This is a genomic window from Halococcus sp. IIIV-5B, assembly GCF_003602035.1.
Classification (GTDB): domain Archaea; phylum Halobacteriota; class Halobacteria; order Halobacteriales; family Halococcaceae; genus Halococcus; species Halococcus salsus.
In genome coordinates this window covers 17,146-40,633 of sequence record NZ_QZWE01000023.1, presented here as the reverse complement: position 1 = coordinate 40,633, position 23,488 = coordinate 17,146, and the positions used below count along the sequence as shown (strand labels likewise).

General features: G+C 66.9%; 20 protein-coding genes. 13 read left to right on the top strand and 7 right to left on the bottom strand.

Annotated features, from left to right (window positions below; all coding sequences use genetic code 11):
• Positions 1-58: 58 nt before the first annotated feature.
• Positions 59-2,539, bottom strand: coding sequence for a DNA topoisomerase I (locus D3261_RS14470; RefSeq protein ID WP_120073544.1), 2,481 nt, complete (start codon positions 2,537-2,539; stop codon positions 59-61).
• 115 nt (positions 2,540-2,654) lie between these two features.
• Positions 2,655-4,142 (bottom strand): Asp-tRNA(Asn)/Glu-tRNA(Gln) amidotransferase subunit GatB, encoded by a 1,488-nt coding sequence (gene gatB, locus D3261_RS14465; RefSeq protein WP_120073542.1) that lies wholly within the window; start codon positions 4,140-4,142, stop codon positions 2,655-2,657.
• A gap of 130 nt (positions 4,143-4,272) precedes the next feature.
• Between gatB and D3261_RS14460 the strand changes: the two genes are divergently transcribed.
• From D3261_RS14460 to D3261_RS14450, 3 genes are read left to right on the top strand one after another with little or no spacing between them, the layout of a single operon-like run.
• The gene (locus D3261_RS14460; protein ID WP_199694019.1) at positions 4,273-4,542 is read left to right on the top strand and encodes a bZIP transcription factor; all 270 of its coding nucleotides are present in this window, start codon (positions 4,273-4,275) and stop codon (positions 4,540-4,542) included.
• A gap of 20 nt (positions 4,543-4,562) precedes the next feature.
• Positions 4,563-8,129, top strand: a complete 3,567-nt coding sequence (gene smc, locus D3261_RS14455; RefSeq protein WP_120073538.1) for a chromosome segregation protein SMC — start codon at positions 4,563-4,565, stop codon at positions 8,127-8,129.
• Positions 8,122-8,955 carry a segregation/condensation protein A gene (locus D3261_RS14450; protein WP_120073537.1) on the top strand — a complete coding sequence of 278 codons (834 nt, stop codon included), beginning with the start codon at positions 8,122-8,124 and terminating at the stop codon, positions 8,953-8,955. The genes smc and D3261_RS14450 overlap by 8 nt, the downstream gene beginning before the upstream one ends.
• Positions 8,956-9,076: 121 nt before the next feature.
• Here D3261_RS14450 and D3261_RS14445 read toward each other — a convergent pair whose 3' ends face one another.
• A complete protein-coding gene (locus D3261_RS14445; protein WP_120073535.1) occupies positions 9,077-9,463 on the bottom strand; it encodes a hypothetical protein in 387 nt (128 codons plus the stop codon).
• 150 nt (positions 9,464-9,613) lie between these two features.
• Between D3261_RS14445 and D3261_RS14440 the strand changes: the two genes are divergently transcribed.
• Together D3261_RS14440 and D3261_RS14435 are read left to right on the top strand one after the other, a co-directional pair.
• The gene (locus D3261_RS14440) at positions 9,614-10,072 is read left to right on the top strand and encodes a pyridoxamine 5'-phosphate oxidase family protein (RefSeq protein ID WP_120073533.1); all 459 of its coding nucleotides are present in this window, start codon (positions 9,614-9,616) and stop codon (positions 10,070-10,072) included.
• Between the two features lie 79 nt (positions 10,073-10,151).
• Complete coding sequence (locus D3261_RS14435; RefSeq protein ID WP_120073531.1) at positions 10,152-11,156, top strand: alcohol dehydrogenase; 1,005 nt, start codon at positions 10,152-10,154, stop codon at positions 11,154-11,156.
• Between the two features lie 48 nt (positions 11,157-11,204).
• Here D3261_RS14435 and D3261_RS14430 read toward each other — a convergent pair whose 3' ends face one another.
• From D3261_RS14430 to D3261_RS14420, 3 genes are all read right to left on the bottom strand, one after another.
• Positions 11,205-11,783 carry a type 1 glutamine amidotransferase domain-containing protein gene (locus D3261_RS14430; protein WP_120073529.1) on the bottom strand — a complete coding sequence of 193 codons (579 nt, stop codon included), beginning with the start codon at positions 11,781-11,783 and terminating at the stop codon, positions 11,205-11,207.
• 62 nt (positions 11,784-11,845) lie between these two features.
• On the bottom strand, positions 11,846-12,697 hold the full coding sequence (gene mtnP / locus D3261_RS14425; RefSeq protein ID WP_120073527.1) for an S-methyl-5'-thioadenosine phosphorylase: 852 nt from the start codon (positions 12,695-12,697) through the stop codon (positions 11,846-11,848).
• Positions 12,694-13,389, bottom strand: coding sequence for a phosphoribosyltransferase (locus D3261_RS14420; protein WP_120073525.1), 696 nt, complete (start codon positions 13,387-13,389; stop codon positions 12,694-12,696). The genes mtnP and D3261_RS14420 overlap by 4 nt, the downstream gene beginning before the upstream one ends.
• 267 nt (positions 13,390-13,656) lie before the next feature.
• Here D3261_RS14420 and ppsA point away from each other — a divergent pair, with 267 nt between their 5' ends.
• The 3 genes from ppsA (at position 13,657) to D3261_RS14405 (ending at position 16,966) form a co-directional block, all read left to right on the top strand.
• Positions 13,657-15,951, top strand: coding sequence for a phosphoenolpyruvate synthase (gene ppsA / locus D3261_RS14415; RefSeq protein WP_120073523.1), 2,295 nt, complete (start codon positions 13,657-13,659; stop codon positions 15,949-15,951).
• A 94-nt stretch (positions 15,952-16,045) separates the two neighbouring features.
• Positions 16,046-16,618 carry a YqaA family protein gene (locus tag D3261_RS14410; RefSeq protein ID WP_120073521.1) on the top strand — a complete coding sequence of 191 codons (573 nt, stop codon included), beginning with the start codon at positions 16,046-16,048 and terminating at the stop codon, positions 16,616-16,618.
• Positions 16,619-16,765: 147 nt separating this feature from the next.
• Positions 16,766-16,966: a hypothetical protein gene (locus tag D3261_RS14405; RefSeq protein WP_120073519.1), complete on the top strand. Its 201-nt coding sequence runs from the start codon at positions 16,766-16,768 to the stop codon at positions 16,964-16,966.
• Between the two features lie 84 nt (positions 16,967-17,050).
• On the opposite strand, the gene D3261_RS14400 is transcribed toward D3261_RS14405, so the two are convergent.
• The gene (locus tag D3261_RS14400) at positions 17,051-17,590 is read right to left on the bottom strand and encodes a hypothetical protein (protein WP_120073517.1); all 540 of its coding nucleotides are present in this window, start codon (positions 17,588-17,590) and stop codon (positions 17,051-17,053) included.
• A 170-nt stretch (positions 17,591-17,760) separates the two neighbouring features.
• Here D3261_RS14400 and D3261_RS14395 point away from each other — a divergent pair, with 170 nt between their 5' ends.
• The 5 genes from D3261_RS14395 (at position 17,761) to D3261_RS14375 (ending at position 23,463) form a co-directional block, all read left to right on the top strand.
• Positions 17,761-18,933, top strand: a complete 1,173-nt coding sequence (locus tag D3261_RS14395) for an inorganic phosphate transporter (protein ID WP_120073515.1) — start codon at positions 17,761-17,763, stop codon at positions 18,931-18,933.
• A 289-nt stretch (positions 18,934-19,222) separates the two neighbouring features.
• Entirely contained in the window at positions 19,223-21,292 is a 2,070-nt protein-coding gene (gene metG, locus D3261_RS14390) for a methionine--tRNA ligase (RefSeq protein WP_120073513.1), read from the top strand.
• Positions 21,293-21,370: 78 nt separating this feature from the next.
• Positions 21,371-21,568 (top strand): hypothetical protein, encoded by a 198-nt coding sequence (locus tag D3261_RS14385; RefSeq protein WP_120073512.1) that lies wholly within the window; start codon positions 21,371-21,373, stop codon positions 21,566-21,568.
• Between the two features lie 42 nt (positions 21,569-21,610).
• A complete protein-coding gene (locus tag D3261_RS14380) occupies positions 21,611-22,228 on the top strand; it encodes an NfeD family protein (RefSeq protein WP_120073510.1) in 618 nt (205 codons plus the stop codon).
• Between the two features lie 62 nt (positions 22,229-22,290).
• A complete protein-coding gene (locus D3261_RS14375) occupies positions 22,291-23,463 on the top strand; it encodes an SPFH domain-containing protein (RefSeq protein WP_120073508.1) in 1,173 nt (390 codons plus the stop codon).
• The last annotated feature ends 25 nt before the right edge of the window (positions 23,464-23,488 follow it).

Genomic DNA, 23,488 nt, shown 5'->3' with positions numbered 1-23,488 from the left:
CCGTTCCACGTCCGAGCGCTACCTAAACGCCTTCGATCCCCGAAACGATTCGAAGAGTTCAGTCGGCCTTCGCCTGCCAGGTTCGGACGCTGTCGGCGCTCACGCCCTGGACCTCGGCGGCCACGGTGTCGGCCTCGCGCTCGCGGAGGTCGTCGAGGGTCTCGATGCCCACCGCCGCGAGCTTCTCGACGGTCTTCTCGCCCACGCCGTCGATGTCGACGAGATCGCCGACCGACTGGCGTTCTTGGTACTCGCGGTAGTTACAGATCGGACAGCCGAGCTCCCAGGGCTCGTCGCCACTGTGGACGACGAGTTCGGGGAGGTCGTGCTCGTCGCAGCGCTCGTCGGTGACCTCGATCTCGCCACGGCGCGGCAGCGGTAACGAGTAGTCGCAGTCGGGATACCGGGTACAGCCGACGAGCCGCGAACCAGTCCGAAGGGTCTTGATCGCGAGCTCGCCACCGTGCTCCGTGCCACACTCGGGACAGTCGCCGATGACCACGTCCGCCTCGGCGTCGGCCTCCTCGGCGGCACAGAGCGGGCAGCCGTGGACGAACGTGCTCCGGCCGTCGAGGATCTTGACCTTCCGGAGGTCGTGCTCGTCGCAGGTCTCGTCGAGGATGAGGGGTTTGCCCGAGGAGGGGAGCGGGAGGGTGAACTCGCAGTCGGGGTAGCCGTCACAGCCCACGAAGTGCGAGCCGTAGCGGCTCTGTCGAACGAGGAGGTCGGCCCCACACTCGGGACACGGCCCGAGGGTCTTGTCGGCCTTGAGCGATCGCCTGAGGTCGGTCCCGAGCTCTTCGCGCGAGGCGTGGAGCTCCTCGAAGACGGCCGCGAGCATCTCACGGGACTCCTCGGTGACTTCGTCCAGACTGATCTCGCCGTCGGCGATGGCGGCCATATCATTTTCCAACCGGCTCGTCATCTCCTCGCTCACAACGAGGTCGGCGTACTGCTCGCCGGCGTCCACGACCGCGCGCGCGAGCCGGGTCGGTCGCGGCGGGTCGCTCTCGATGTAGCCTCTGTCGTAGAGCTTCTCGATGGTGTTGTGCCGGGTAGCTTTGGTTCCAATTCCCATCTCCTCCATCCGCTCGATGAGTCTGGACTGGCCGCGTCGGCGGGGCGGCTGGGTCTCCTTCTCGTCGAGGCGGACGTCCTCCACCGGGAGCTCCTCGCCCTCGTCGAGGTCCGGGACGTGGTTCTCGCTGGTGTTGAAGTAGGGGTAGACCGCGTGGTAGCCGGGTTCGACCAGGCGCTTGCCGTTGGCTTTCAGGCTGTGCTCGCCGACGCGGGCCGTGACCTGGAGGTGCTCCCACTCGGCCGGGTCGGCCACCGTCGCGAGGAACCGCCGCACGACGAGTTCGTAGATCTCGCGTTCGTCGTCGCCGAGCGCCGAACCTGCTGGAAGCTCGCCCGTCGGGTGGATCGGCGGGTGGTCGGTTGTCTCCTCGTCGCCCTCGGTGGGCGTGCAGTCGCCGTCGAGCAGCTCCTCAGCGTCCTCGCCGAACTCGCGGTGGGTCGAGAGATCCCGAAGGAGGTCCTCGATGTCGAGGTCGTCCGGGTACACGGTGTTGTCCGTCCGCGGGTAGGTGATGTAGCCCGAAGTGTAGAGCTCCTCGGCGAGGCTCATCGCACGGCTCGCGGAGTACCCCAAGGAACCCGCCGCCCGGATGTACTGGGTGGTGTTGAACGGGTGCGGCGGGTCGTCGGTTCGGGTCCGTCGGGAGACCTTCTCGATGGTCGCCGTGCTCGTCTCCTGCAGCGCCTCGTACACCGATTCGGCGAGCGCTTCGTCCCAGACTCTGTCCGTGCCGCGACCCTCGTTCGCGTCGAAGTACTGGACCTCGAACGCCTCACTGTCCTTCAGCAGGTCGGCGAAGATCTCCCAGTAGGTCTCCGGGTCGAACGCCTCGATCTCGCGCTCGCGGTCGACGATGAGTTTGAGAGTGGGGGACTGAACCCGGCCGACGCTGATGAAGTCCTCACCGCGCTGTTTCGCCGCCAGCGAGAGGAATCGGGTGAGCGCCGCGCCCCACACGAGGTCGATCTCTTGGCGGGCTTCGCCGGCGGCCGCGAGGTCGAAGTCGAGGTCTTCGAGGTTCGAGAAGGCCTCCGTGACCTCGCGCTCGGCGAACGAAGAGAAGCGGGCGCGCTTCACCGGCGCGTCGGAGACCTCCCGAACGAGGTCGTGGGCCTCCTTGCCGATGAGTTCGCCCTCGCGGTCGTAGTCGGTCGCGATCACGACGCTGTCGGCGTCGCGGGCGAGCAGGCGGAGGGTGCGGACGATGTTCTCGCGGCTCTCGTGGGGTTCGACCACCACGTCGGCGTCGATGAGCTCCACGGGCTGGACGTCGCGCCAGTTCGAGTACTCCGGTGGGAAGTCGTTCTCGACCACGTGGCCCGAGAGGCCCACACACCGCCGGCCACCCCACTTGTAGACGTTGACCCCGTTGCGCCGCTCGACGTCCGCGCCGCCGCCGCTCAGGATCTCGGCGATGTTGCGCGCCGCGGTCTCCTTCTCGGTGATTATCAGCTCCATCGTGCGGCTCCCCCGTCGATCATTGGGGGACGATAGACCGATACGATAACTAAACCTTTCGGGAAACCGCCCGAGCGCGTCCGCACGCGCGACGCGTAGCCCGTGCTTGATCCGTTCAGCCGTCGAGTTCGGCTCGAAGCGCCTGGTTCACGGTCCCAGGGTCGGCGCTCCCGCCCGTGGCCTGCATCACCTGGCCTACGAGGAAGTTGAGCGCGCCGTCCTCGCCGTTCTCGTAGTCCTCGACAGCATCCGGGTTCTCCTCGACAGCCGTTTCGACCGCCGCCGCCACCTCGTCTTCGTCCGTCCTGCCGAGGTCCTCGCGTTCGACGACCTCGTCGGGGCCGTCGCCGTCGTCGAGCATCGCCCTGAGAACCACCTCCTCGGCGTTCTTCTCGGTGATCTCGTCCTCCTCGGCGAGTTCGATCAGATGGAGGAACTCGTCGAGCCGGTCCTCGATGTCCGTGACGGCCATGTCGCGGTAGTTGAGTTCTCCCAAAAGGGTGTCGGCGACCCACGAAGCCGCCACGTCGGGGTCGAAGCGGTCGGCCACGCGCTCGTAGAAGTCCGCCACCTCCCGAGTGGAGGTGAGCTTTCGGGCTTCCGCCGACGAGAGGCCGTACTCCGCACTGAATCGCTCGCGGCGGGCGTCGGGCAATTCCGGGATCTCGACCTCCTCGGCCCACTCCGAGACCCGGAGCACGGGCAGGTCGGCTTCGGCGAAGTAGCGGTAGTCCTTCTCCTCCTCCTTCGAACGCATCGAGAGCGTGACCCCCTTGCCCTCGTCCCAGTGACGGGTCTCCTGTTCCACGGTTTGCCCACGCTGGAGCGCGTTCTTCTGCCGGCTCGTCTCGTAGGCCAGCGCCTTCTCCGCCCCTCGGTGGCTGGAGATGTTCTTGACCTCCGTTCGGTTCGCCGTCGCGAGTGCCTCGGCCCCAATAGAGCCGTCGGCTTCGACCTCCTCGTCGGGCACCAGCGAGATGTTGGCGTCGATCCGGAGCGAGCCGTCGCGCGAGCTGTCGAAGACCCCGAGGTACTCGAGGACCTCCGTGAGTTTGGCGAGGAAGGCCCGGACCTCGTCCGGGCTCCGGAAGTCGGGTTCGGTGACGATCTCCATGAGGGGAACCCCGGCGCGGTTGTAGTCGACGCGGGTGTAGTCGGCGGTGTCGATGCCGCCGCCGGCGTGCTGGAGACTCCCCGGGTCCTCTTCGAGGTGAGCGCGCTCGATGGCGATGGTTCGTTCGTCGTCCGCGACGGTGACGGTGAGTTCGCCGTCCCGACAGAGCGGCCGGTCGTACTGGGTGATCTGGAAGTTCTTCGGGAGGTCAGGGTAGTAGTAGTTCTTCCGGTGAAAACGGGTTTCTTCCGGCACGTCGGCGTCGATGGCGGCGGCGAGTTTGAGCGCCCCCTCGACGGCGGCCTCGTTGAGAACGGGCAGCGCGCCGGGCAGCCCGAGGCAGGTCGGACAGGTGTGTGAATTCGGCTCGCTGTCCTCGAAATCGGTGCTGCAGCCACAGAAGATCTTGCTCTCCGTTTCGAGCTGGACGTGAACCTCGAGGCCGATCACAACGCTGTACTCGCGCGCCTCGACGGCTTGCGCAGTCATTGGAAGCCAGTTCGTCCGCGGCCGCTAAAACGTACCGGGACCGCCGACCCGACCGGGCTCGCGCACGAGCTGTCAACTCCCCAAATAGTGTCTGACGCACGTTTATATCCGTGGAATGACCGGTGACACCATGAGCGGCAATCGCGTCGAGAAGCTCGAATCGCGGGTCGAAGAGCTCGAAGCCTCCGTGAGCGGTCTCACCGAGGAGCTGATGCAGACGAAGGCCCGGCTCGCCGAGATCGAGGACGACTCGACCGACGAGTACATCGAGGCCGGCGTCGGGAGCGTCACGGACGGCGGGTCGAGCGAGACGGGTGGAACGAGCGAAGAAGCTAACCCCACGGAGCACGAGACTCAGGACACCGAACCGCCGGAGGCGGACGACATCATCGTGGCGTAGGCCACCCCCGCGAGCACCCCATGCACATCAAAACGCTCGTCTTAGAGAACTTCAAGAGTTTCGGCCGGAAGACACGGCTCCCGTTCTACGAGGACTTCACGACCGTGAGCGGCCCGAACGGCTCGGGGAAGTCGAACATCATCGACGCGGTCCTCTTCTGTCTCGGGCTCGCGCGCACCCGCGGCATCCGGGCCCAGAAGCTCACGGACCTGATCTACAACCCGAGTCACGACGACGGGCAGGACCCGAGCGGCACGCGCGAGGCCAGCGTCGAGGTCGTGCTCGACAACGCCGAGGCGACCCTCACGCGGGCCGAGATCGAGAGCGCCGCCGGCACCGACAGTGTCGGTGACATCGAAGAGATCACCATCAAACGCCGGGTCAAACAGACCGACGACAACTACTACTCCTACTACTACCTCAACGGTCGCTCGGTGAACCTCTCGGACATCCAGGATCTCCTCGCGCAGGCCGGCATCACGCCCGAGGGCTACAACGTCGTGATGCAGGGCGACGTCACGGGGATCATCAGCATGACCGCGGGCGAGCGCCGCGAGATAATCGACGAGATCGCGGGCGTGGCGGCCTTCGACGCGAAGAAGGAGGACGCCTTCGAGGAACTCGACGTCGTCGAGGACCGGATCGACGAGGCCGAACTCCGGATCGCCGAGAAGGAGGAGCGACTCGACCAGCTCCAGGACGAGCGCGAGACCGCACTCGAATACCAGTCGCTCCGCGAGGACAAAGAGGAGTACGAGGCCTACCGCAAGGCCGCCGAACTCGAGGAGAAACGGGCGCAGCTCGCCGAGACCGAGGAGCGGATCGCGGATTTGGAGGACGACCTCGCCGACCGCCAGTCCGAACTCGACGAACGACAGGGCAAGGTCTCCCGGCTCGACGACGACCTCGACGACCTCAACGAGGAGATCGAACGGAAGGGCGAGGACGAACAGCTCGCGATCAAACGCGAGATCGAGGAGATCAAGGGCGAGAAGAGCCGGCTGGAGGACAAGATCGACTCGACCGAGGAGCGGATCGCGGACGCCGAGTCCGAGCGCCGGCAGGCGTTCGTCGAGCTCGACAAGAAACAGGAGGACGTCGAGGAGTTCGAGCGCGACATTCGGAGTCTCAAGGTCGAGAAGTCCGGGATCGCCGCGGACATCGAGGACGAGGAGGCGAAACTCGCGGAGGTCGAAGCCGAGATCGAGTCGGTGGACACCGAGTACGACGAGGTGAAGGCCGACCTCGCCGACCGGCGCGAGGCGCTCGAACGCGCGAAGAGCGAGAAGAACGAGAAACAGCGCGAGCAGGACCGCCTGCTCGACGCCGCCCGACGGCGTTCGACCGAACAGAGCGAGAAGGAAACCGAGATCGAGGACGCGCGCGAGGGGATCCCGAGTATCGAAGCCGCCATCTCGGACCTCGAAGACGAACTCGAGAAGGCCGAACGCAACGAGACGAACATCGAGGGCGTCGTCTCGGACCTCGCCGAGGAGAAGCGCGAGCGAAAGGACGACCTCGACGAGGTCGAGGACGAGCTCCGGGCGGCGAAGGAGGAGTACGCGACCCTCGAATCCCGGAGCGATAGTAGTGGCTCGTCGTACGGCCGGGCGGTCTCGACGGCGCTGAACGCGGGTCTCGACGGGGTGCACGGAACCGTGGCCCAGCTCGGCGGGGTGGCGGGCGAGTACGCGACGGCCTGTGAGACCGCGGCGGGCGGCCGGCTCGCCAACGTCGTGGTGAGCGACGACGGGGTCGGCCAGCGCGCGATCGAACACCTCAAATCCCGGAACGCGGGTCGGGCGACCTTCCTGCCGATAACGAAGATGCAGCGCCGGTCGCTGCCGAACCGGCCGAATCGCGAGGGAGTGGTGGACTTCGCGTACAACCTCGTCGACTTCCCCGACGAGTATGCAGGGATCTTCTCGTACGTGCTCGGCAGCACGCTGGTCGTCGAGGACATGGCGACCGCGCGGGACCTGATGGGCGACTACCGGTTGGTGACGACCGACGGCGATCTGGTGGAGAAGAGCGGCGCGATGACCGGCGGGTCGAAGAGCGGGTCGCGCTACTCCTTCGAGTCCAGCGCGGGCCGGATCGAGCGGGTGGCCGACCGGATCACCGAACTCGAAGAGCAGCGGCGCGACGTCCAGGAGGAAGTCCGGGAGATCGAGAGCCGGCTCGACGACGCCCGCGACCGGCGGTCGGCGGCGGCCGACCAGGTCCGGGACATCGAGAGCGAGATCGAGCGCAAGGAGCGCGAGCGCGCGGAGATCGAGTCCCGGATAGAATCACTCGAAGACGACATCGAGGAGATCGAGGACGACCGCGAGGCGGTCGACGCGGAGATGAACGAACTCGAGACCGCGATCGCGGGCTACGACGAGGAGATCGCGACCATCGAGGCGGATATCGAGGAGCTCGAGAGCGAACTCGCGGACTCGGACATCCCGGAGCTCACGAGCGAGGCCGACGAGATCCAGGGGACGATCGACGAGCTCGAAGAGCGGATGGACGACCTCGACGGCGAGCTGAACCAGCTCCAGCTCGAAAAGCAGTACGCCGAGAGTTCGATAGAGAACCTCAACGACAAACTCGAGACCGCCCAGAACCGGAAGGCCGAGGCCGAAGAACGGATCGACGAGCTCGAAACCGCCATCGAGGAACAGGACGAGAAACTCGACGAACGCGAAGCCGCCGTCGAGGACTTGGAAGACGAGCTCGCGGACCTCAAGGCCGAGCGGACGGAGCTGAAGGCCGAACTGAAGGAGGCCACGGCGGCGCGCGACGAGCAGCGCGAGGCGGTGAACGAGGTCGAGGGGAAGCTCGACGACCGCCGCGAACGCCGCGAGCGCCTCGGCTGGGAGATCGACGAGCTCGAAAGCGTCGTCGGCGAGTACGACCCCGAGGAGATCCCCGACCACGACGAGGTCGAACGCGAGATCGGGCGGCTCGAAGGCGAGATGGAGGAGCTCGAACCGGTGAACATGCTCGCGATCGACGAGTACGACGCCGTCGCGGACGACCTCGATGACCTCACCGACAAGAAGGCCACCCTGACCGACGAGCGCGACGGGATCGAGGAGCGGATCGACTCCTACGAGGCTCAGAAGAAGGCGACCTTCATGGAGTCCTACGAGGCGATCAACGACCAGTTCGAGTCGATCTTCGAGCGGCTCTCGGCCGGCTCCGGGACGCTCCACCTCGAAGACCCCGAGGACCCCTTCGAGGGCGGGCTGACGATGAAGGCCCAGCCGGGCGACAAACCCATCCAGCGGCTGGACGCGATGAGCGGGGGCGAGAAGTCGCTCACGGCGCTCGCGTTCATCTTCGCGATCCAGCGCCACAACCCCGCGCCGTTCTACGCGCTCGACGAGGTCGACGCCTTCCTCGACGCGGCGAACGCCGAACGCGTCGGCGAGCTGGTGGACGAGCTCGCCAGCGACGCCCAGTTCATCGTCGTCAGTCACCGCTCGGCGATGCTCGAACGCTCAGAGCGGGCGATCGGCGTGACGATGCAGGGCGACAACGTCTCCGCGGTGACGGGTATCGACCTCGGGGCGGCGGAGGCCCCGGCGGATGATTGACGCCCCGCCGGAGCGGGCCACCGACGAGGACGAGGTCGAGCCGGTCGAACTCCTCGTCCGGCTGGCCGAGGAGGGCGAGATCGAGCCGTGGGACATCGACGTCGTCTCGGTGACGGACGCCTTCCTCGAACGGCTCGACAGCGCGGACCTCAGGACCTCCGGGCGAGCGCTGTTCTACGCGAGCGTCCTGCTCCGGATGAAGAGCGAGGCGCTGTTGGAGTCCGACGACGAACCCGATCCCGAAGCGGAGATAGAACCGTGGGAGGAGGGTTGGGAGGAACAGCGAGCGGACGGCGAGGACGACCTCGACTTCGACCCGGTGGCCTCGCTCGAAGCCGAGATGGACCGTCGGCTCGACCGCAAGCAGGCGCGGGGGACACCCGAGACCCTCGACGAGTTGGTGCGAGAGCTCCGGGAGGCCGAACGCGACTCGTGGTGGAAGGAGTCCAGAACCTACGACACCAGCGGCTCACCCAAGGGGTTCCAGCGTGGCACCCAGACCCTCGACTATCACTCCGACGACGGGCGCCGGGTCGACGACGAACCCACCGAGTCCGACGTCACGGGGACCGCCCACCACGAGGACATCGAGACCACCATCGCCGACGTCCAGCGCGTGCTCAGAAAGCAGTACGACGCCGGCCGCGACGAGGTGCTCTACACCGAGGTCGAGCTGGCGGGCGGCTCGCGCGTCGAGACGTTCCTAGCACTCCTCTTCCTCTCCCATCGGGGTCACGTCCGGCTCGAACAGGACGACCTCTTCGGCGACCTCTGGGTCCAGAACCCGGCGGCGACCGGGGCCTCCGAGGAAGCGGTCGCCGACTGATCTTCGGGTGTGCTCGGTTCGGAAGACAACGGTCGTGGATATGGAGATGCTGGCATCGAAGTTCGTTCGTGAGCAGGGGTTCCGAGACCACGATCCAGCACGAGCGACAGCCGACAGCAGTTCAGCCGAGGAGCAGTACGAGGGCAACCACGGCGCAGGCCCCGAATCCACAGAAGTACATCACGTACTCCAGCCGTGTCGCCGGTACCACCGTCGCGATGTCGGTGGGGCTGGCGGAGGTGATGCTGGCCTCCGCAGCGTTCGCCATCGGCATCTCGTCACCACCCCCGACGTTGGATTCCAGTTCACCACCCGCGGAGCCCGGTCCCATTCCGGGAGCCCCGAGCAACAGCACGAGAGCCAACACCGCGATGGCGAGCAGCGCGAGCCCGACGAGCGGCAGAACGACGTCGAATAGACCCGCAACGAGGACGATAACGCCTGCCGTTACCGCTCCGGCACCGAACCCATACAACGAACCTCGTTGTACCAACTCCTCTAGCCCCATACGCCAACCCGAACGTCGATCTCGGTATATGTTTTTTGTAGCGAGACCCCCATCTCGATAGGGATTGGGAGCACTGCCGGTCGTCGTACCGTCCGACGAGGAGGGTTCCGCCGGCGAAACGCCGATTACCCGGCCGCGTTTCGGGCAGCTATGGAGGTCGTCGAGGACACCCTGGACGCCGAACTAGAGGATTTTCTGGCTCGACCGCTCTTCTGCCACCTCGGGACCGCATCGCCGGATGGTCCACGGGTCTCGCCCCTCTGGTTCCTCTGGGAGGACGGCGCGCTCTGGATCATCGCGACGCGTTCGGACAAGACCTTCCCGGAGCGCATCGAGGCGGACCCGCGAACCGCGGTCTCGATCGTCGATTTCGACCCGGAGACGGGCCGGGTCGAGCACGTCGGGCTGCGCGGACGCGCGAGCGTCGAACCGTTCGACGGCAACCGGGGCGAACGGCTCCTCGCCCAGTACCTCGGTCCCGACGAATCGGCGTGGGACGAGATGTTTCGGGATCTGGACGAGGTCGCCGAGCGGTACGCGTTCGTTCGTTTCGTGCCGGAGACGGTGGTCGAACGCGACCAGTCGTATGCCGGTAGCCTGTCGGGCTGACGCCCGCGTCCGTTACCGCAGGACGAATCCCTAAACTCGTCCGCGCCGGATCGCCACCGTGAGTCAAACATCGGACTCGATGCGAGCCGTACAGGTACCCGAACCCGAGGCCGACTTCGAGGTGGTCGAGCGCGACGTCCCCGAACCGGGCCCCGAGGAGGTTCGCGTCGCGGTCGACGCCTGCGGGGTCTGTCACAGCGACGCCTTCCTGAAGGAGGGCCAGTGGCCGGGCGTCGAGTATCCCCGGACCCCCGGCCACGAGGTGATCGGCCACGTCGATTCGGTCGGCGAGCGCGTCGAGACCTTCGAGGCGGGCGACCGCGTGGGCGTCGGCTGGCACGGCGGTCACTGTTTCACCTGTGAACCCTGCCGACGTGGCGACTTCATCGCGTGCGAGAACGGCGATGTGACGGGCTTCGACCACGACGGCGGCTACGCGGAGTTCCTCACCACGCCCCAGGAGACCCTCGCGCGGGTGCCCGAGGACCTCGACGCCGCCGCGGCCGCACCGCTGCTCTGCGCCGGCGTCACGACCTTTAACTCGCTCAGGAACACCGACGCCGAACCCGGCGACCTCGTCGCGGTCCAGGGGCTCGGCGGCCTCGGTCATCTGGGTGTGCAGTACGCCAGCCGGTTCGGCTTCGAGACCGTCGCGGTCTCGCGCGGCACCGATAAACGCGACCTCGCCTTCGAGCTCGGCGCGGACCACTACGTCGATAGCGAGGCCGAGGACCCCGCGGAGGCGCTCACGGAGCTCGGCGGCGCGAAGGTCGTGCTCGCGACCGCGCCCCACGCCGACGCGATGGAGTCGGTCGTGGGCGGCCTCGGTGTCGACGGCACGCTGCTCACCGTCGGCGTGCCCGGCGAGCCCCTCTCGGTGCCGGTCCAGCCGCTCGTCACGAGCCGTCAATCCGTCGCGGGCTGGCCCTCCGGCGACGCGCGCGACTCACAGGACACTCTCGAATTCAGCGCGCTCCGCGACGTGGAGTCGATGGTCGAGACCTACTCCCTAGAGGAGGCCGAGGAGGCCTACGAACGCATGATGAACAGCGAGGCCCGCTTCCGGGCCGTCATCGAGCCCTGACGGAGCGATAGTTCGCTGGAAAATTTCTGGATGCCGACGGTCGCCTTCTCAGACGTCGTCGGTCTCGCGGTCCTCGTGTTCGCCTTCTTCGATCTCCTCGACGACCTTGTCACAGAACGCCTCCAGGTCGTCGGGGTTGCGGCTGGTCACGAGGCCTTCGTCCACCACGACCTCCTCGTCGACCCAGTTTCCGCCTGCATTTCGGATGTCGGTTTCGAGGCTGTGATAGGAGGTGAGCTCCCGGCCGTCGACCACGCCGGCCTCGACGAGGGTCCACGGGCCGTGACAGATCACCGCGAGGGGTTTCTCGGTCTCGAAGAAGTCGTTGACGAACTCCACAGTCGTATCGTCCGCGCGGAGGGTGTCCGCGCCGACGGTTCCCCCGGGAATTACGAGGCCGTCGTAGTCTTCTACTGTGACCTCGTCGAACGACTTCTCGACTTCGTACGAGCCGGCCGGGTCGAGGTCGCCCTCGACGGTCTCGACCTCGCCGGTCTCGATGCCGAGCACGTCGACGCTCCCGCCGGCGTCCTCGACGGCGCTCTTGGGTTCGGTGAACTCGACCTCCTCGCTGCCGCGCGGTGCGAGGACGATACCGACGGACTTGCCTTCGAGTGGATCGGCCATTACATCACGTGAGACGGACCCGACCGTCCTGAGGGCAAGGCTTGCGCTCGCAAACGGCTCGCTCAGTCGAGGTACTCGCCGATGAAGAGGTCGACGCCATCGCGGACCTCGTCGGGGATCGCCTCGCTCGCGGTGTTGATCGTCCCGTCGAGGGCGTGCTCGCAGTCGCAGCCGCGGTCGTCCGGCATCGTCTCGATCGCCTCCCGAACGACCTCGTTGATGTTGTCCTCGTTGACTTCGGCGTTCTCGAGCACCTCCTCCAGACTCACCTCGCTGTCGTCCTTCCAGACGTCGTAGTCCGTGACGCCGGCGAGGGTGGCGTAGCAGAGCTCGGCCTCGCGGGCGAGTTTGGCCTCGGGGACGGTGGTCATGCCGACCATGTCCCAGCCCTGGGCGCGGTAGAACTCGCTCTCGGCCTTCGTCGAGAACTGCGGGCCCTCGATGCAGACGTAGGTCCCGCCCGCGTGTGCGCCGTCGTCGAGGACGTCGTCGGCGGCCTCGACGAGGTGCTCGCTCATGTGCGGGCAGTAGGGCTCGGCGAAGCCCATGTGGACCACCATCCGCTCGTCGAAGAAGGTGCTCTGTCGGTGTTTCGTGCGGTCGAAGATCTGGTCGGGAACCACGAGGCTCTGCGGCGGGAGGTCCTCGCGGAGGCTGCCGACCGCGTTGGTCGAGAGCACGCGTTCGGCACCCAGGTCCTTCAGGGCGTAGAGGTTCGCGCGGTAGGGGACCTCCGAGGGTGCGTGCTGGTGGTCGTGGCCGTGGCGCGCGAGGAAGGCGACCGGCTCGCCGTCGAGTTCGCCGATCGTGATCGGGCTGGACGGCGAGCCGAAGGGCGTCCCGATGTGCTCGTCGTGGGCGTCGTCGAGGTCGAGCGCCTCGTAGATCCCGCTGCCGCCGATGAGGCCGATCATGCCGCGGCCTCCGCGAGCCGCCACTCGTCGTCGCCCGTGGCTTCGACCACCCCGCGGCGCTCCATCTCGATCAGCACCTCGTCCATCCGGTTCGGTTGGGCGATCTCCATACTGATCCGGTCGATCTCGTGGTGTTCGGCCAGGAGCTGACGGATCTCGTCGAGTGAACGCGGCTCCGCACCCATCACGCGGGTCACGAGGTCGACCATGTCCTCGATGAAGTTCCAGGGGTAGACCACCCAGGTCCACTCGTCGAGACGTTCGCCGACGAAGTCGGGTTCGAACTCGCTGGTGCCCAGCAGCTGGAGCGTCGCGGTGCGGACGGCGTTGGGGTCGCGGTCGGTGACGTACTCGTGAGCACGCTCGATGGACCCACCCGTGTCGGCGATGTCGTCGATGATCAGGACGTCCTTGCCCTCGACACTCCCTTCGGGCATCGGATAGCGGATCTCCGGCTCCCCGGTCTTCTGGGCGGTTCCCACGTAGTGTTCCATCTTGAGGCTCGTGAGGTCGTCGAGACCGAGGAAGTCACAGAGACACCGCCCGGCGAACCAGCCGCCGCGCGCGAGCGCGACCACGACGTCGGGTTCGTACGCCGCGCGCTTGACCTGATTCGCGACGGCCCGACACCGACCGTAGATGTACTCCCAGTTGGTGATGGTGCACGTGAAGTCGTCGGGAAGCTCTGACATGGACTCTGGCGGACGAACGCGGTCGGACGTGTTAAGTCGTTGTGTCTTCGGCGACCGAGATCGTCGACCGTCCCGTCTCGGCCTCGACCTCGTCCCCGGCACATGAACGCACAACGGTGATAACGATCCGTCGGTCACGACCGATACGTTCGAGACCGAGCCGGTCGCGCCGCGCCGTATCGCGACCTCGCCAGCGAGCCGTCCCGCGTTCGGCCCCTTCTCGGGTTCGGAACCTTCTTTATCGACGTCAGTGAGTAACGATCCACGATGGCAGTACTCTGGCTCGACGCGGTCGGCAAGGACGACATCGACGCCGTCGGCGGCAAGGGGGCGTCGCTCGGCGAGCTCGCGGGGGCCGGCCTGCCCGTGCCACCGGCCTTCGTCGTCACGGCGGGGACGTATCGCTCGTTCATCGAGGAGACCGGCATCGACGACGACCTCTTCGCGGCGGTCGACGTCGACTCCGACGATTCGAGCGCGCTCGCGGCGGCGGCCGAGCGCGCCGAGGAGCTCATCCTCGGGACCGAGATGCCCGAGGAGTTGAAAGAAGAGATCCTCGAAACCTACGGGAACCTCGACGGCGGGGAGTTCGAGGAGGCGTTCGTCGCCGTCCGGTCGTCGGCCACGGCGGAGGACCTCCCCGACGCCTCGTTCGCGGGGCAACAGGAGACCTTCCTCAACGTCACCCGCGACGACCTCGTCGAGCGGGTGAAGGAGTGCTGGGCCTCGCTGTTCACCCAGCGGGCGATCTACTACCGCGAACAGCAGGGCTTCGAACACCGCGCCGTCGACATCGCCGTCGTCGTCCAGCGGATGGTCGACGCCGAGAAGAGCGGGGTCATGTTCACCTCACACCCCTCGACCGGCGCACCCGAGGTCATCGTCGAGGCGGCCTGGGGGCTCGGCGAGGCGGTCGTCGCGGGCGAGGTCTCGCCCGACAACTACCGGATCGACCGCGAGACCAGCGACGTGGTCGAGACCACGATCGCCGACAAGAAGACGATGTGCGTCAAGGACCCCGAGACCGGCGAGACCGCGATGCAGCCGGTGCCCGACGAGAAACGCGAGGCCCAGGTGCTCGACGACGACGAGATCGAGAGTCTGGTCGCGATCGGCGAGCAGGTCGAGGGCCACTACGGCGACCCCCAGGACGTGGAGTGGGCGATCATCGACGGCGAGGTGTTCATGCTCCAGTCCCGGCCGATCACGACCATCGCCGACTCCGGGGAGAGCCAGGCGGGCGTCGCCGACGGTAGCGGTGTCGCGACCCAGTCGGAGTCGAACGGCTCCGGGAGCGACGTCATCCTGACGGGGCTGGGTGCGAGCCCGGGGACCGCGAGCGGGGACGTGGCGGTCGTCAGCGAGCTCGACCAGCTCGACAAGGTGGGCGAAGGCGACGTGATCGTCACCGAGATGACGACCCCGGACATGGTGCCTGCGATGAAGCGCGCCGCCGGGATCGTCACCAACGAGGGCGGGATGACCTCCCACGCCGCGATCGTCTCGCGCGAGCTCGGGGTGCCCGCCGTCGTGGGCACCAGCACGGCCACCGACGAGCTCGAGGACGGTCGGCGGATCACGATCGACGGCGACAAGGGCACCATCCGGGAGGGTGCGGCCACCACCGACGAGCGCGACGCGGTCGAGGAGGTCCGCCCGCAGGCCCCCGTCAAACCGATGACCGCGACCGAGGTGAAGGTCAACGTCTCGATCCCCGAGGCCGCCGAACGCGCCGCCGCGACGGGTGCCGACGGGGTGGGGCTACTCCGGATGGAGCACATGATCCTCTCGACGGGCAAGACCCCCGAGAAGTACATCAACGACCACGGCGAGGACGCCTACATCGAGGAGATCGTCCAGGGGATCCAGGGCGTGGCCGACGAGTTCTACCCCCGCCCCGTCCGGGTTCGAACCCTCGACGCGCCCACCGACGAGTTCCGACAGCTGGAGGGCGGCGACGACGAGCCCAACGAACACAACCCGATGCTCGGCTATCGCGGCATCCGCCGGAGCCTCGACCGGCCCGACGTCTTCGTCCACGAGCTCGAAGCCTTCCGCCGGCTCTACGGCATGGGCTACGACAACGTCGAGGTGATGTTCCCGCTCGTCAACGACGTCGAGGACGTGATCCGAGCGCGAAACATGCTCGAAGAGGTGGGTATCGACCCCGAGAAGCGGTCGTGGGGTGTGATGGTCGAGACGCCGGCGAGCGCGCTCTGCATCGAGCAGATGGCCGACGCGGGCATCGACTTCGCCTCGTTCGGTACCAACGACCTCACGCAGTACACCCTCGCGGTGGACCGCAACAACGGCCAGGTCGCCGACCGGTTCGACGAACTCCATCCGGCGGTGCTCGAACTCATCGGCCAGACGATCGCGACCTGCCGTGAGCACGACGTCTCGACCAGCATCTGTGGGCAGGCCGGCTCGAAACCACAGATGGTGAAGTTCCTCGTCAACGAGGGCGTCTCGTCGATCTCCGCGAACATCGACGCCGTCCGCGACGTCCAGCACGAGGTCAAGCGCGTCGAGCAGAAGCTCGTTCTCGACACCGTCCGATAGACCGACCCCGCGGTTCGTGCGGTCCCGTGATTCGTGCGAGGCCATTCCACCTCGGAACACCACACTTAGGTGCGATAGATACCCAGAGTCGCCCGTGACGTACCTCCCGCCGGTCGTCCTGCCGATTCTCGTCGGACACGTCCTCCAGTTCGGCGGTCTCGAACACGCGGTCGAGACCGCCTCGGGGCCGTTCGGGTTGGTGATCGTCGCGGTCTACTCGTTTCTCATCGCGATCGCCCTGCCGCTACCGAGCGAGGTCGTCCTCCTCGCGGCCCGCTCTGGGCTCGGGTTCGGTTTTCCGGGCACCGTCGACCTCGCCATCGTGATACTCGTGAGCGGGCTCGGCAAGGCCGCCGGCAGCGTCGCCGCCTTCGCGCTCGGTCAGGAGGCAAAACGCCAATCGGGTCCTGTCATCGACCGGCTCCGGGAGTCGCGCTTCGACATCGTGGAGTGGTCCGAGCGCCGGACGGTCGAACTCGCCAGACAGTACGGCTACCTCGGGCTCGCGCTCGCGCTCTGTGTCCCCTTCTTCCCGGACACGATCTCGATCTACGCCTTCACCGTGCTCGAAGAGGACTACGCGAAGTTCGCGGCCGCGACCTTCGCCGGCAGCGTGGGCCGGCTGCTGGTGGTCGCGGGCGTGCTCGCACCGTTCTTCTCGCTGTGAAGCCTCCATCACCCTTCTCGCCGTGAAACCCCGCTTCGTCCGTCCGTTCGCACACCGATTCGGCGGACGGGGGTAGCGGGCGAACACGGATCCCCCGGGGACGCGCGTATCGCAACCCGGATTAGGGCATCGGCACACGTTTCCCCTATGGCCGATGGTGAGCACACTCGAACACTCGGCGTCGTCTCACTCGGTATCGCCCTGCTCCTCTTCGGCGGCGCGTCGTTCTTCCTGTTCCTGTATCCGGTCGACCCGCTCACGCCGTTCGTCTACGCGATCACCGCGGTGCTGTCCGTCGGCGGGCTCGGGTTCCTCGTCACCGGTTTGCGGCGGATCGTTTCCGGATGAGGGATCGAGCGATGCTCTCCGATTGGACGACCGAGCGGTGCGGGTTCGTCGCCGCGGGACCGGCCGACCGGTTCCGTCTCCGAGTCAGTTCGACCCGCCGTTCTCGCGCTCGTCGTCCTCGTCGGTCAGTTCGCTGATCTTCCCCTCGACCTCGTCCTCGCGCGGTCGCCGGTCGATGCGCTCGTTCACTTCCTCGACCCGCTTCGTGACCTCGTCGACCTCCTCGGAGACCGTCTCCTCGACCCGCTGGTCGACTTCTTCCGAAACCGTCTCCTCGACTCGTCGGTCGACTTCTTCCGAAACCGTCTCCTCGACCCGTCGGTCGACTTCTTCCGAAACCGTCTCCTCGACCCGTCGGTCGACTTCTTCCGAAACCGTCTCCTCGACTCGCTGACCGACCTCCTCCGAGACCGTCTCCTCGACCTGCTCGTCGACCTCCCCAGTCATCCAGTACGGGTCGAACCGGGCCATCTTCCACCCGACGTGGATCGCATAGGAGACGAGCACGCCCAGTCCGAACGCGACACCGACGCCGGTTCCGACCGTGAGTATCAGGGCTATCGCGGCGAAGATCAGCACGCCGTAGGTGAGGTCCACGATCGAATCGACGCGATTCGGGTTCATAGACACACTATGAACGGTTGCAGGGATAGGTGTACCGCGAACCGCCCGACATCGATTCCCGGGCCGCTGGTTCCACGGTCCGGTGGCGAGGATCTCGAAGTACGCCGAGCGAGAACGATCGTCGGTCGACGAGCGCACCGTTTTAAGCTGGACTCGCCTCTTCATAGACTATGGTCGAACCTCTTCTGGTGGTTGGTCTCGTCGTCGCGCTCTTCGTTGGCTACAACATCGGCGGTGCGAACACCGGCCCGGCGTTCGGTCCGGCCGTCGGCGCGGGGGTGCTCTCGAAGGTCGCCGCGGCGGCGCTGATGTCGGTCTTCTTCTTCCTCGGCGCGTGGACCGTCGGTCGACGGGTCGTGGACACCCTGGGTCAGGACCTCCTGACCGACCCCGGGGTCTTCACGATCGAGACCAGCATCGTGGTGTTGTTCTTCATCGGCGGCGCGCTGTTCGTCGGGAACTACTCCGGGGCTCCCGCCTCGACGTCGATGACGGCCGTCGGGGCGATCGCCGGACTCGGGATCGCGACGAACGAACTCGACTGGGCCGTGATGGGCGAGATAGCGGTCTGGTGGATCGTCGCCCCGCTCGTTGGGTTCTGGACCTCGATGGTGGTCGGTCGGTACTTCTATCCCAGGATCAACAGCTGGATCGCGGTCACGACGACCGAGGGGACCCTGCTCGAACTCGATCGGTCGGGAACGATCCCGGTGCCACGGCGAGGAACGAACACCACCGTCCGGGAGCTGGCGGGCACGGTCGTCGTCGTCGCCATCGCGTGCGTCATGGCGTTCTCGGCGGGGACGTCGAACATGGCGAACGCGGTCGCGCCGCTGTACGGGGCCGGCGTCGCGCTGGACCCGCTGATGATACTCGGCGGTGTCGCGGTCACCATCGGGGCGTTCACGATCGCCCGCCGAACGCTCGACACGCTCGGCAACGACATCACGACGCTCCCGCTGACCGCGGCCATCGTCGTCGCGGTGATCTCCTCGGGTATCGTGATCGGTCTCTCCGCGATCGGCATCCCCGCCTCGTTCGTCATCATCGCGACGATGTCGATCGTCGGGCTGGGCTGGGGACGAGCGACCCGCACCGTCGCCGTCTCGGAGGTCCGCCGCGAGCGGACGCCACCGCTCTCGGTGGACGCGCTGGCCGTCGACGAGCCGGGCGAGGACGCCCCCGCGATCGGCGAGGAGGAACCAGAGCGGGTCGCGAAAGCCGGCGAACTGTTCGACCCCGGCACGACCGGCCGGGTGATCGTGATGCAGAACGTCGTCCCGGTGCTCTCGACGATCGGTGCCTACGCCACGTTCCGAGTGGCCTTCGAGTTCTGGTGGTGAGGGGATCTCGGGACCCGCTCGCGTGCGCTGCGGCGGACCACCTACCCTTATCCGTCCAGCGCGACGAGTGCCCGTCGTGAAACCGGTGTTCCAGTTCGGTATGCGCACGACGGTCTGGAGCGCCGGGTGGAGTCGGCCCTCGCCGCCGGTTCGGTAGCACGGACCGGCCACCGGGGCGGTGAACCGCGGCGCGTCTCCCGTATCGTTTTCGACCACCAGTCACCACACCGATGAAACCAACGAAACCCAAAACGCCGGGCTTTAGGCCCGCATCGAGGTATCGACACGTATGAGTCACGACGAGTTCCCCACCGACCACCCCGCGGTGGTCACCTGCGGGTTGCCCTACGCCAACGGCGACCTCCACGTCGGCCACCTCCGAACCTACGTCGGCGGCGACGCGCTGGCGCGCTCGCTCCGCAAACTCGGCCAGGAGACCGCGTTCGTCTCCGGGTCGGACATGCACGGCACCCCCGTCGCGGTCAACGCCTGGGAGGAGGGCGTCAGCCCCGAGGAGTTCGCGCTCCGGCACCACGAGAAGTATCAAGAAACCTTTCCGAAGTTCGACATCGAGTTCGATAATTATGGCCACACCCGCGAGGAGACCAACGTCGAACTCACCCAGGCGTTCGTCCGCGAACTCGACGAGGGCGGCCACATCTACGAACAGGAGATAGAGGTCGCGTGGGACCCCGAAGCCGACCAGCCGCTCCCGGACCGCTACGTCGAGGGGACCTGCCCGTACTGCGGCGAGCACGCCCGCGGCGACGAGTGCGACGAGGGCTGTGGCCGCCACCTCGAACCCGGCGAGATCGAGGACCCGACCAGCGTGGTCACGGGGAACCCCGCCGAGTACCGCACCCGCGAACACGAGTTCCTCCGGCTCTCGGACTTCCAGGACTATCTCGGCGAGTTTATCGACCGACTGGAGGGCACCGCGAACGCGAGGAACCAGCCCCGCGAGTGGATCGAGGGCGAACTCCAGGACTGGTGTATCACCCGCGACCTCGACTGGGGGATCGAGTACCCCGGCAAGGAGGAGCTCGTGCTCTACGTCTGGGTGGATGCCCCGGTCGAGTACGTGTCGAGCACGAAGGCCTACTCCGAACGCGTCGGACAGGAGGAGTTCGACTGGGAGGAACCCTGGCAGGAGGAGGGCGAACTCGTCCACGTCATCGGCCGCGACATCATCCAGCACCACACCGTCTTCTGGCCCTCGATGCTTCGTGGGGTCGACTACAACGAACCCCGCGCGGTGCTCGCGAGCGGGTTCGTCAACCTCGACGGCAAGGGCTTCTCGACCAGCCGGAATCGCGCGGTCTGGGTCGACGACTATCTGGAGGAGGGGTTCGACCCCGACCTCTATCGCTACTACATCGCCACCGGCAGCGGCTTCCAACAGGACATCGACTTCTCGTGGGAGCGCTTCGCCGAGCGGGTCAACGGCGAGCTCGTCGGCACGGTCGGGAACTTCCTCTACCGGTCGCTGCTGTTCGCCCACCGCAACTACGACGGCACGCCCGACGCCGACGTCTCCGCGGAAGTCGAGGACCGCATCGAGGACGCCATCGAGGACTTCCGGGCGGGCGTCAACGACTACTCGGTCCGGGCGGTCGGGCAGTCGGCCGTCAAACTCGCCCAGTTCGGCAACGAGTACATCCAGGGCCACGAGCCGTGGAACCTCGACGACCCCGAACGAGCCGACGTGATCCGCGACTGCGTCCAGATCGCGAAGGCGGTCGTGGTGCTTTCGGAGCCGATCATGCCCGGCACCGCCGAACGGCTCTGGGACCAGCTCGACGAGTCGGGCTCCGTCCACGAGGTCGGCGTCGGGGCGGCGCTCGACGCGCCCTCCGAAACCTTCGACGCGCCCGAAGAGCCGTTCAAGGGGATCGACGACGACCGCGTCGCCGAACTCAACAAGCGTTTGGAAGCCCAGATCGCGGCGGCCAGCGGGGATGCGGACGCCGACGGAGACGGATCGACGGACGAGGAAGCGGGCGAGGCGAGCGAGGGATCGGCCATCGAACCGCTCGCCGACGACCGGATCGGGTTCGAGGCGTTCGGCGAACTCGACGTTCGAGTTGGCGAGGTCGAGCACGCCGAGGGGATCGAGGGCGCGGACGACCTCGCACGGCTCGAAGTCGACCTTGGAGTCGAGACCCGCCAGATCGTCGCGGGCATCAAACAGCTCCACGACCTCGACGCGCTGCCCGGAACCCGGGTGGTCGTGCTCGCGAACATCGAGAAGGCCGAGCTGTTCGGGGTCGAGAGCAACGGGATGGTCCTCGCGGCGGGCGAGGACGCGGACCTGCTCACCACCCACGCCGACAGCCCGCCGGGAACGAAGATCCGATAGTCGGGTCGGACCGACGGTCTCCGGAGGGATGTCGGTCGAGGGCGGTACGCACTTCCGTTTCGGGTTCGTAGTCAGGCTATGGCGGACGACGACGAGTGGAAGTACTCGGTCGAGGACTTCGAAGACCCCGAAGAGAGCGACGCGGGCGAAGCCACGGACGTCTTCGGCGACGCGCAGACTCGGCGGGAGATCGAACCCGAATCGCCGAGCTTCGAGAACGCGCTGTTCGTGGTGTTCGGGGTCGCGCTGGCGCTGTTGATCCTGCTCGGGGTCTGACCCGTCCCCAACAGTTAATCGCACAGCCGCCCTGGGTTCAGTATGATACCGGCGCTCGGGACCGCGGCCGTGGCTGCGGTCCTCGGTTCGCTGCCCCTCCAGGTGACCGAGCTCGTCTTGGACCAGCTCCCGCTCGTACTCCTGATCTGTGGGCTCGCACTGGTCGGCGCGGAGGCGTTGGCACCCGGCGGGCACCTGATGGTGCTCGGCGTCGCGCTCTTGACCGCGGGCATCGTCGGACTGGCGCTCGGCACCTTCCTCGCCCCGGTGTTCCTCGCGGCGGTGCTCGCGCCGGTCGTGATCGCGAGCGGCGCGGCGGCGTTCTACGTCTACCGGGAGTTCGACTTCTACGGCGGGAAGGGGTCGGGCCGGACGAGCGACTCGTCGGCGCTCCGGGGCAAGACCGGGCGCGCCACCGAACGCATCACCCACAGCAGCGGCGAGGTCAAACTCGACGAGGGGGGCTTCAACCCCTACTACGCCGCCCGGGCGCTCGACCGGGACATCGAGGAGGGCGAGGAGGTGCTGGTCACCGACCCCGGCGGGGGCAACGTGGTGACCGTCGAGTCGCTCTCGATGATCGAGGACGACGAGATCGACCGGGCGCTCGCCCGCGGGCACGAGGAGTCGGCCGACGAGCGCGAGCGCGAGACCGCTTGAGAGGGCGGCGATGAACACCGTCGGAACGCTTATGCTTCCGAGATTCTGACATTCAGAGCGAGATGCTACTCGAACCGCTGCAGGTCGGCGCTCTCCTTCCGGCCATCGTCGTCCTGCTCCTCCTGCTGGTCGCGGTCGCAACCGTCTACAGCTCGATCGAGATCGTCAACGCGTACGAGAAACGCGCGCTGACGGTGCTCGGTGACTACCGAAAGCTCCTCGAACCCGGCATCAGCTTCGTGCCGCCGTTCGTCAGCAACACCTACCCGTTCGACATGCGGACCCAGACCCTCGACGTCCCGCGTCAGGAGGCGATCACCCGCGACAACTCGCCGGTGACCGCCGACGCGGTGGTCTACATCAAGGTCATGGACGCGAAAAAGGCCTTCCTGGAGGTCGACGACTACAAGCGCGCGGTCTCGAACCTCGCCCAGACCACCCTCCGCGCCGTGCTCGGCGACATGGACCTCGACGACACGCTGAGCAAGCGCTCGGAGATCAACAGCCGCATCCGTCGCGACCTCGACGAGCCGACCGACGAGTGGGGTGTGCGGGTCGAGTCGGTCGAGGTCCGGGAGGTCAACCCCTCGCCCGACGTCCAGCAGGCGATGGAACAGCAGACCTCCGCCGAGCGCCGTCGCCGTGCGATGATCCTCGAAGCCCAGGGTGAACGCCGGAGCGCGGTCGAGAGTGCGGAGGGTGAGAAGCAGTCGAACATCATCCGTGCCCAGGGTGAGAAACAGAGCCAGATCCTGGAGGCGCAGGGTGACTCGGTCTCGACGGTGCTCCGGGCGAAGTCCGCCGAGTCGATGGGCGAGCGCGCGGTCATCGAGCGCGGGATGGAGACCCTCCAGTCGATGGGCGAGAGCGAGTCCACGACGTTCGTCCTGCCCCAGGAGCTGACCTCGATGCTCGGCCGGTACGGCAAACACCTCACCGGCAGCGACGTCACCGAGAGCAACGACGACCTCCAGAGTCTCGACTTCGACGCCGAGACCCGCGAACTCATCGGGCTCGACAACATCGACGAGATCCTCGGCAACATCGACGAGGAGGCCGAACTCGATGTCGAGGAGATGGAGCAGGAGGCGGAAGCCATCAAGACCGGCAAGGCCACCACCGACATCCAGGACCCCGACGACGTCATCGCCGAGATGGACGAGCCGACGGGGACCGAGTCGGGGCCCGACTCGACCGGGGCGAGCGACGAGGAGCTCGAACCCGAGACGAACTGAGTCGACGCGCACACAGTCAAAGCCG

Bases quoted from the DNA above. Each gene is read 5' to 3' on its own strand.
- D3261_RS14430 (WP_120073529.1), bottom strand. From the start codon at position 11,783: ATGGCCGATCCACTCGAAGGCAAGTCCGTCGGTATCGTCCTCGCACCG.
- D3261_RS14385 (WP_120073512.1), top strand. From the start codon at position 21,371: ATGGCGGACGACGACGAGTGGAAGTACTCGGTCGAGGACTTCGAAGAC.
- D3261_RS14440 (WP_120073533.1), top strand. From the start codon at position 9,614: ATGGAGGTCGTCGAGGACACCCTGGACGCCGAACTAGAGGATTTTCTG.
- D3261_RS14435 (WP_120073531.1), top strand. From the start codon at position 10,152: ATGCGAGCCGTACAGGTACCCGAACCCGAGGCCGACTTCGAGGTGGTC.
- gatB (WP_120073542.1), bottom strand. From the start codon at position 4,142: ATGACTGCGCAAGCCGTCGAGGCGCGCGAGTACAGCGTTGTGATCGGC.
- D3261_RS14450 (WP_120073537.1), top strand. From the start codon at position 8,122: ATGATTGACGCCCCGCCGGAGCGGGCCACCGACGAGGACGAGGTCGAG.
- D3261_RS14380 (WP_120073510.1), top strand. From the start codon at position 21,611: ATGATACCGGCGCTCGGGACCGCGGCCGTGGCTGCGGTCCTCGGTTCG.
- D3261_RS14470 (WP_120073544.1), bottom strand. From the start codon at position 2,539: ATGGAGCTGATAATCACCGAGAAGGAGACCGCGGCGCGCAACATCGCC.
- D3261_RS14400 (WP_120073517.1), bottom strand. From the start codon at position 17,590: ATGAACCCGAATCGCGTCGATTCGATCGTGGACCTCACCTACGGCGTG.
- D3261_RS14445 (WP_120073535.1), bottom strand. From the start codon at position 9,463: ATGGGGCTAGAGGAGTTGGTACAACGAGGTTCGTTGTATGGGTTCGGT.
- D3261_RS14460 (WP_199694019.1), top strand. From the start codon at position 4,273: ATGAGCGGCAATCGCGTCGAGAAGCTCGAATCGCGGGTCGAAGAGCTC.
- ppsA (WP_120073523.1), top strand. From the start codon at position 13,657: ATGGCAGTACTCTGGCTCGACGCGGTCGGCAAGGACGACATCGACGCC.
- metG (WP_120073513.1), top strand. From the start codon at position 19,223: ATGAGTCACGACGAGTTCCCCACCGACCACCCCGCGGTGGTCACCTGC.
- D3261_RS14375 (WP_120073508.1), top strand. From the start codon at position 22,291: ATGCTACTCGAACCGCTGCAGGTCGGCGCTCTCCTTCCGGCCATCGTC.
- D3261_RS14395 (WP_120073515.1), top strand. From the start codon at position 17,761: ATGGTCGAACCTCTTCTGGTGGTTGGTCTCGTCGTCGCGCTCTTCGTT.
- smc (WP_120073538.1), top strand. From the start codon at position 4,563: ATGCACATCAAAACGCTCGTCTTAGAGAACTTCAAGAGTTTCGGCCGG.
- D3261_RS14420 (WP_120073525.1), bottom strand. From the start codon at position 13,389: ATGTCAGAGCTTCCCGACGACTTCACGTGCACCATCACCAACTGGGAG.
- D3261_RS14405 (WP_120073519.1), top strand. From the start codon at position 16,766: ATGGCCGATGGTGAGCACACTCGAACACTCGGCGTCGTCTCACTCGGT.
- mtnP (WP_120073527.1), bottom strand. From the start codon at position 12,697: ATGATCGGCCTCATCGGCGGCAGCGGGATCTACGAGGCGCTCGACCTC.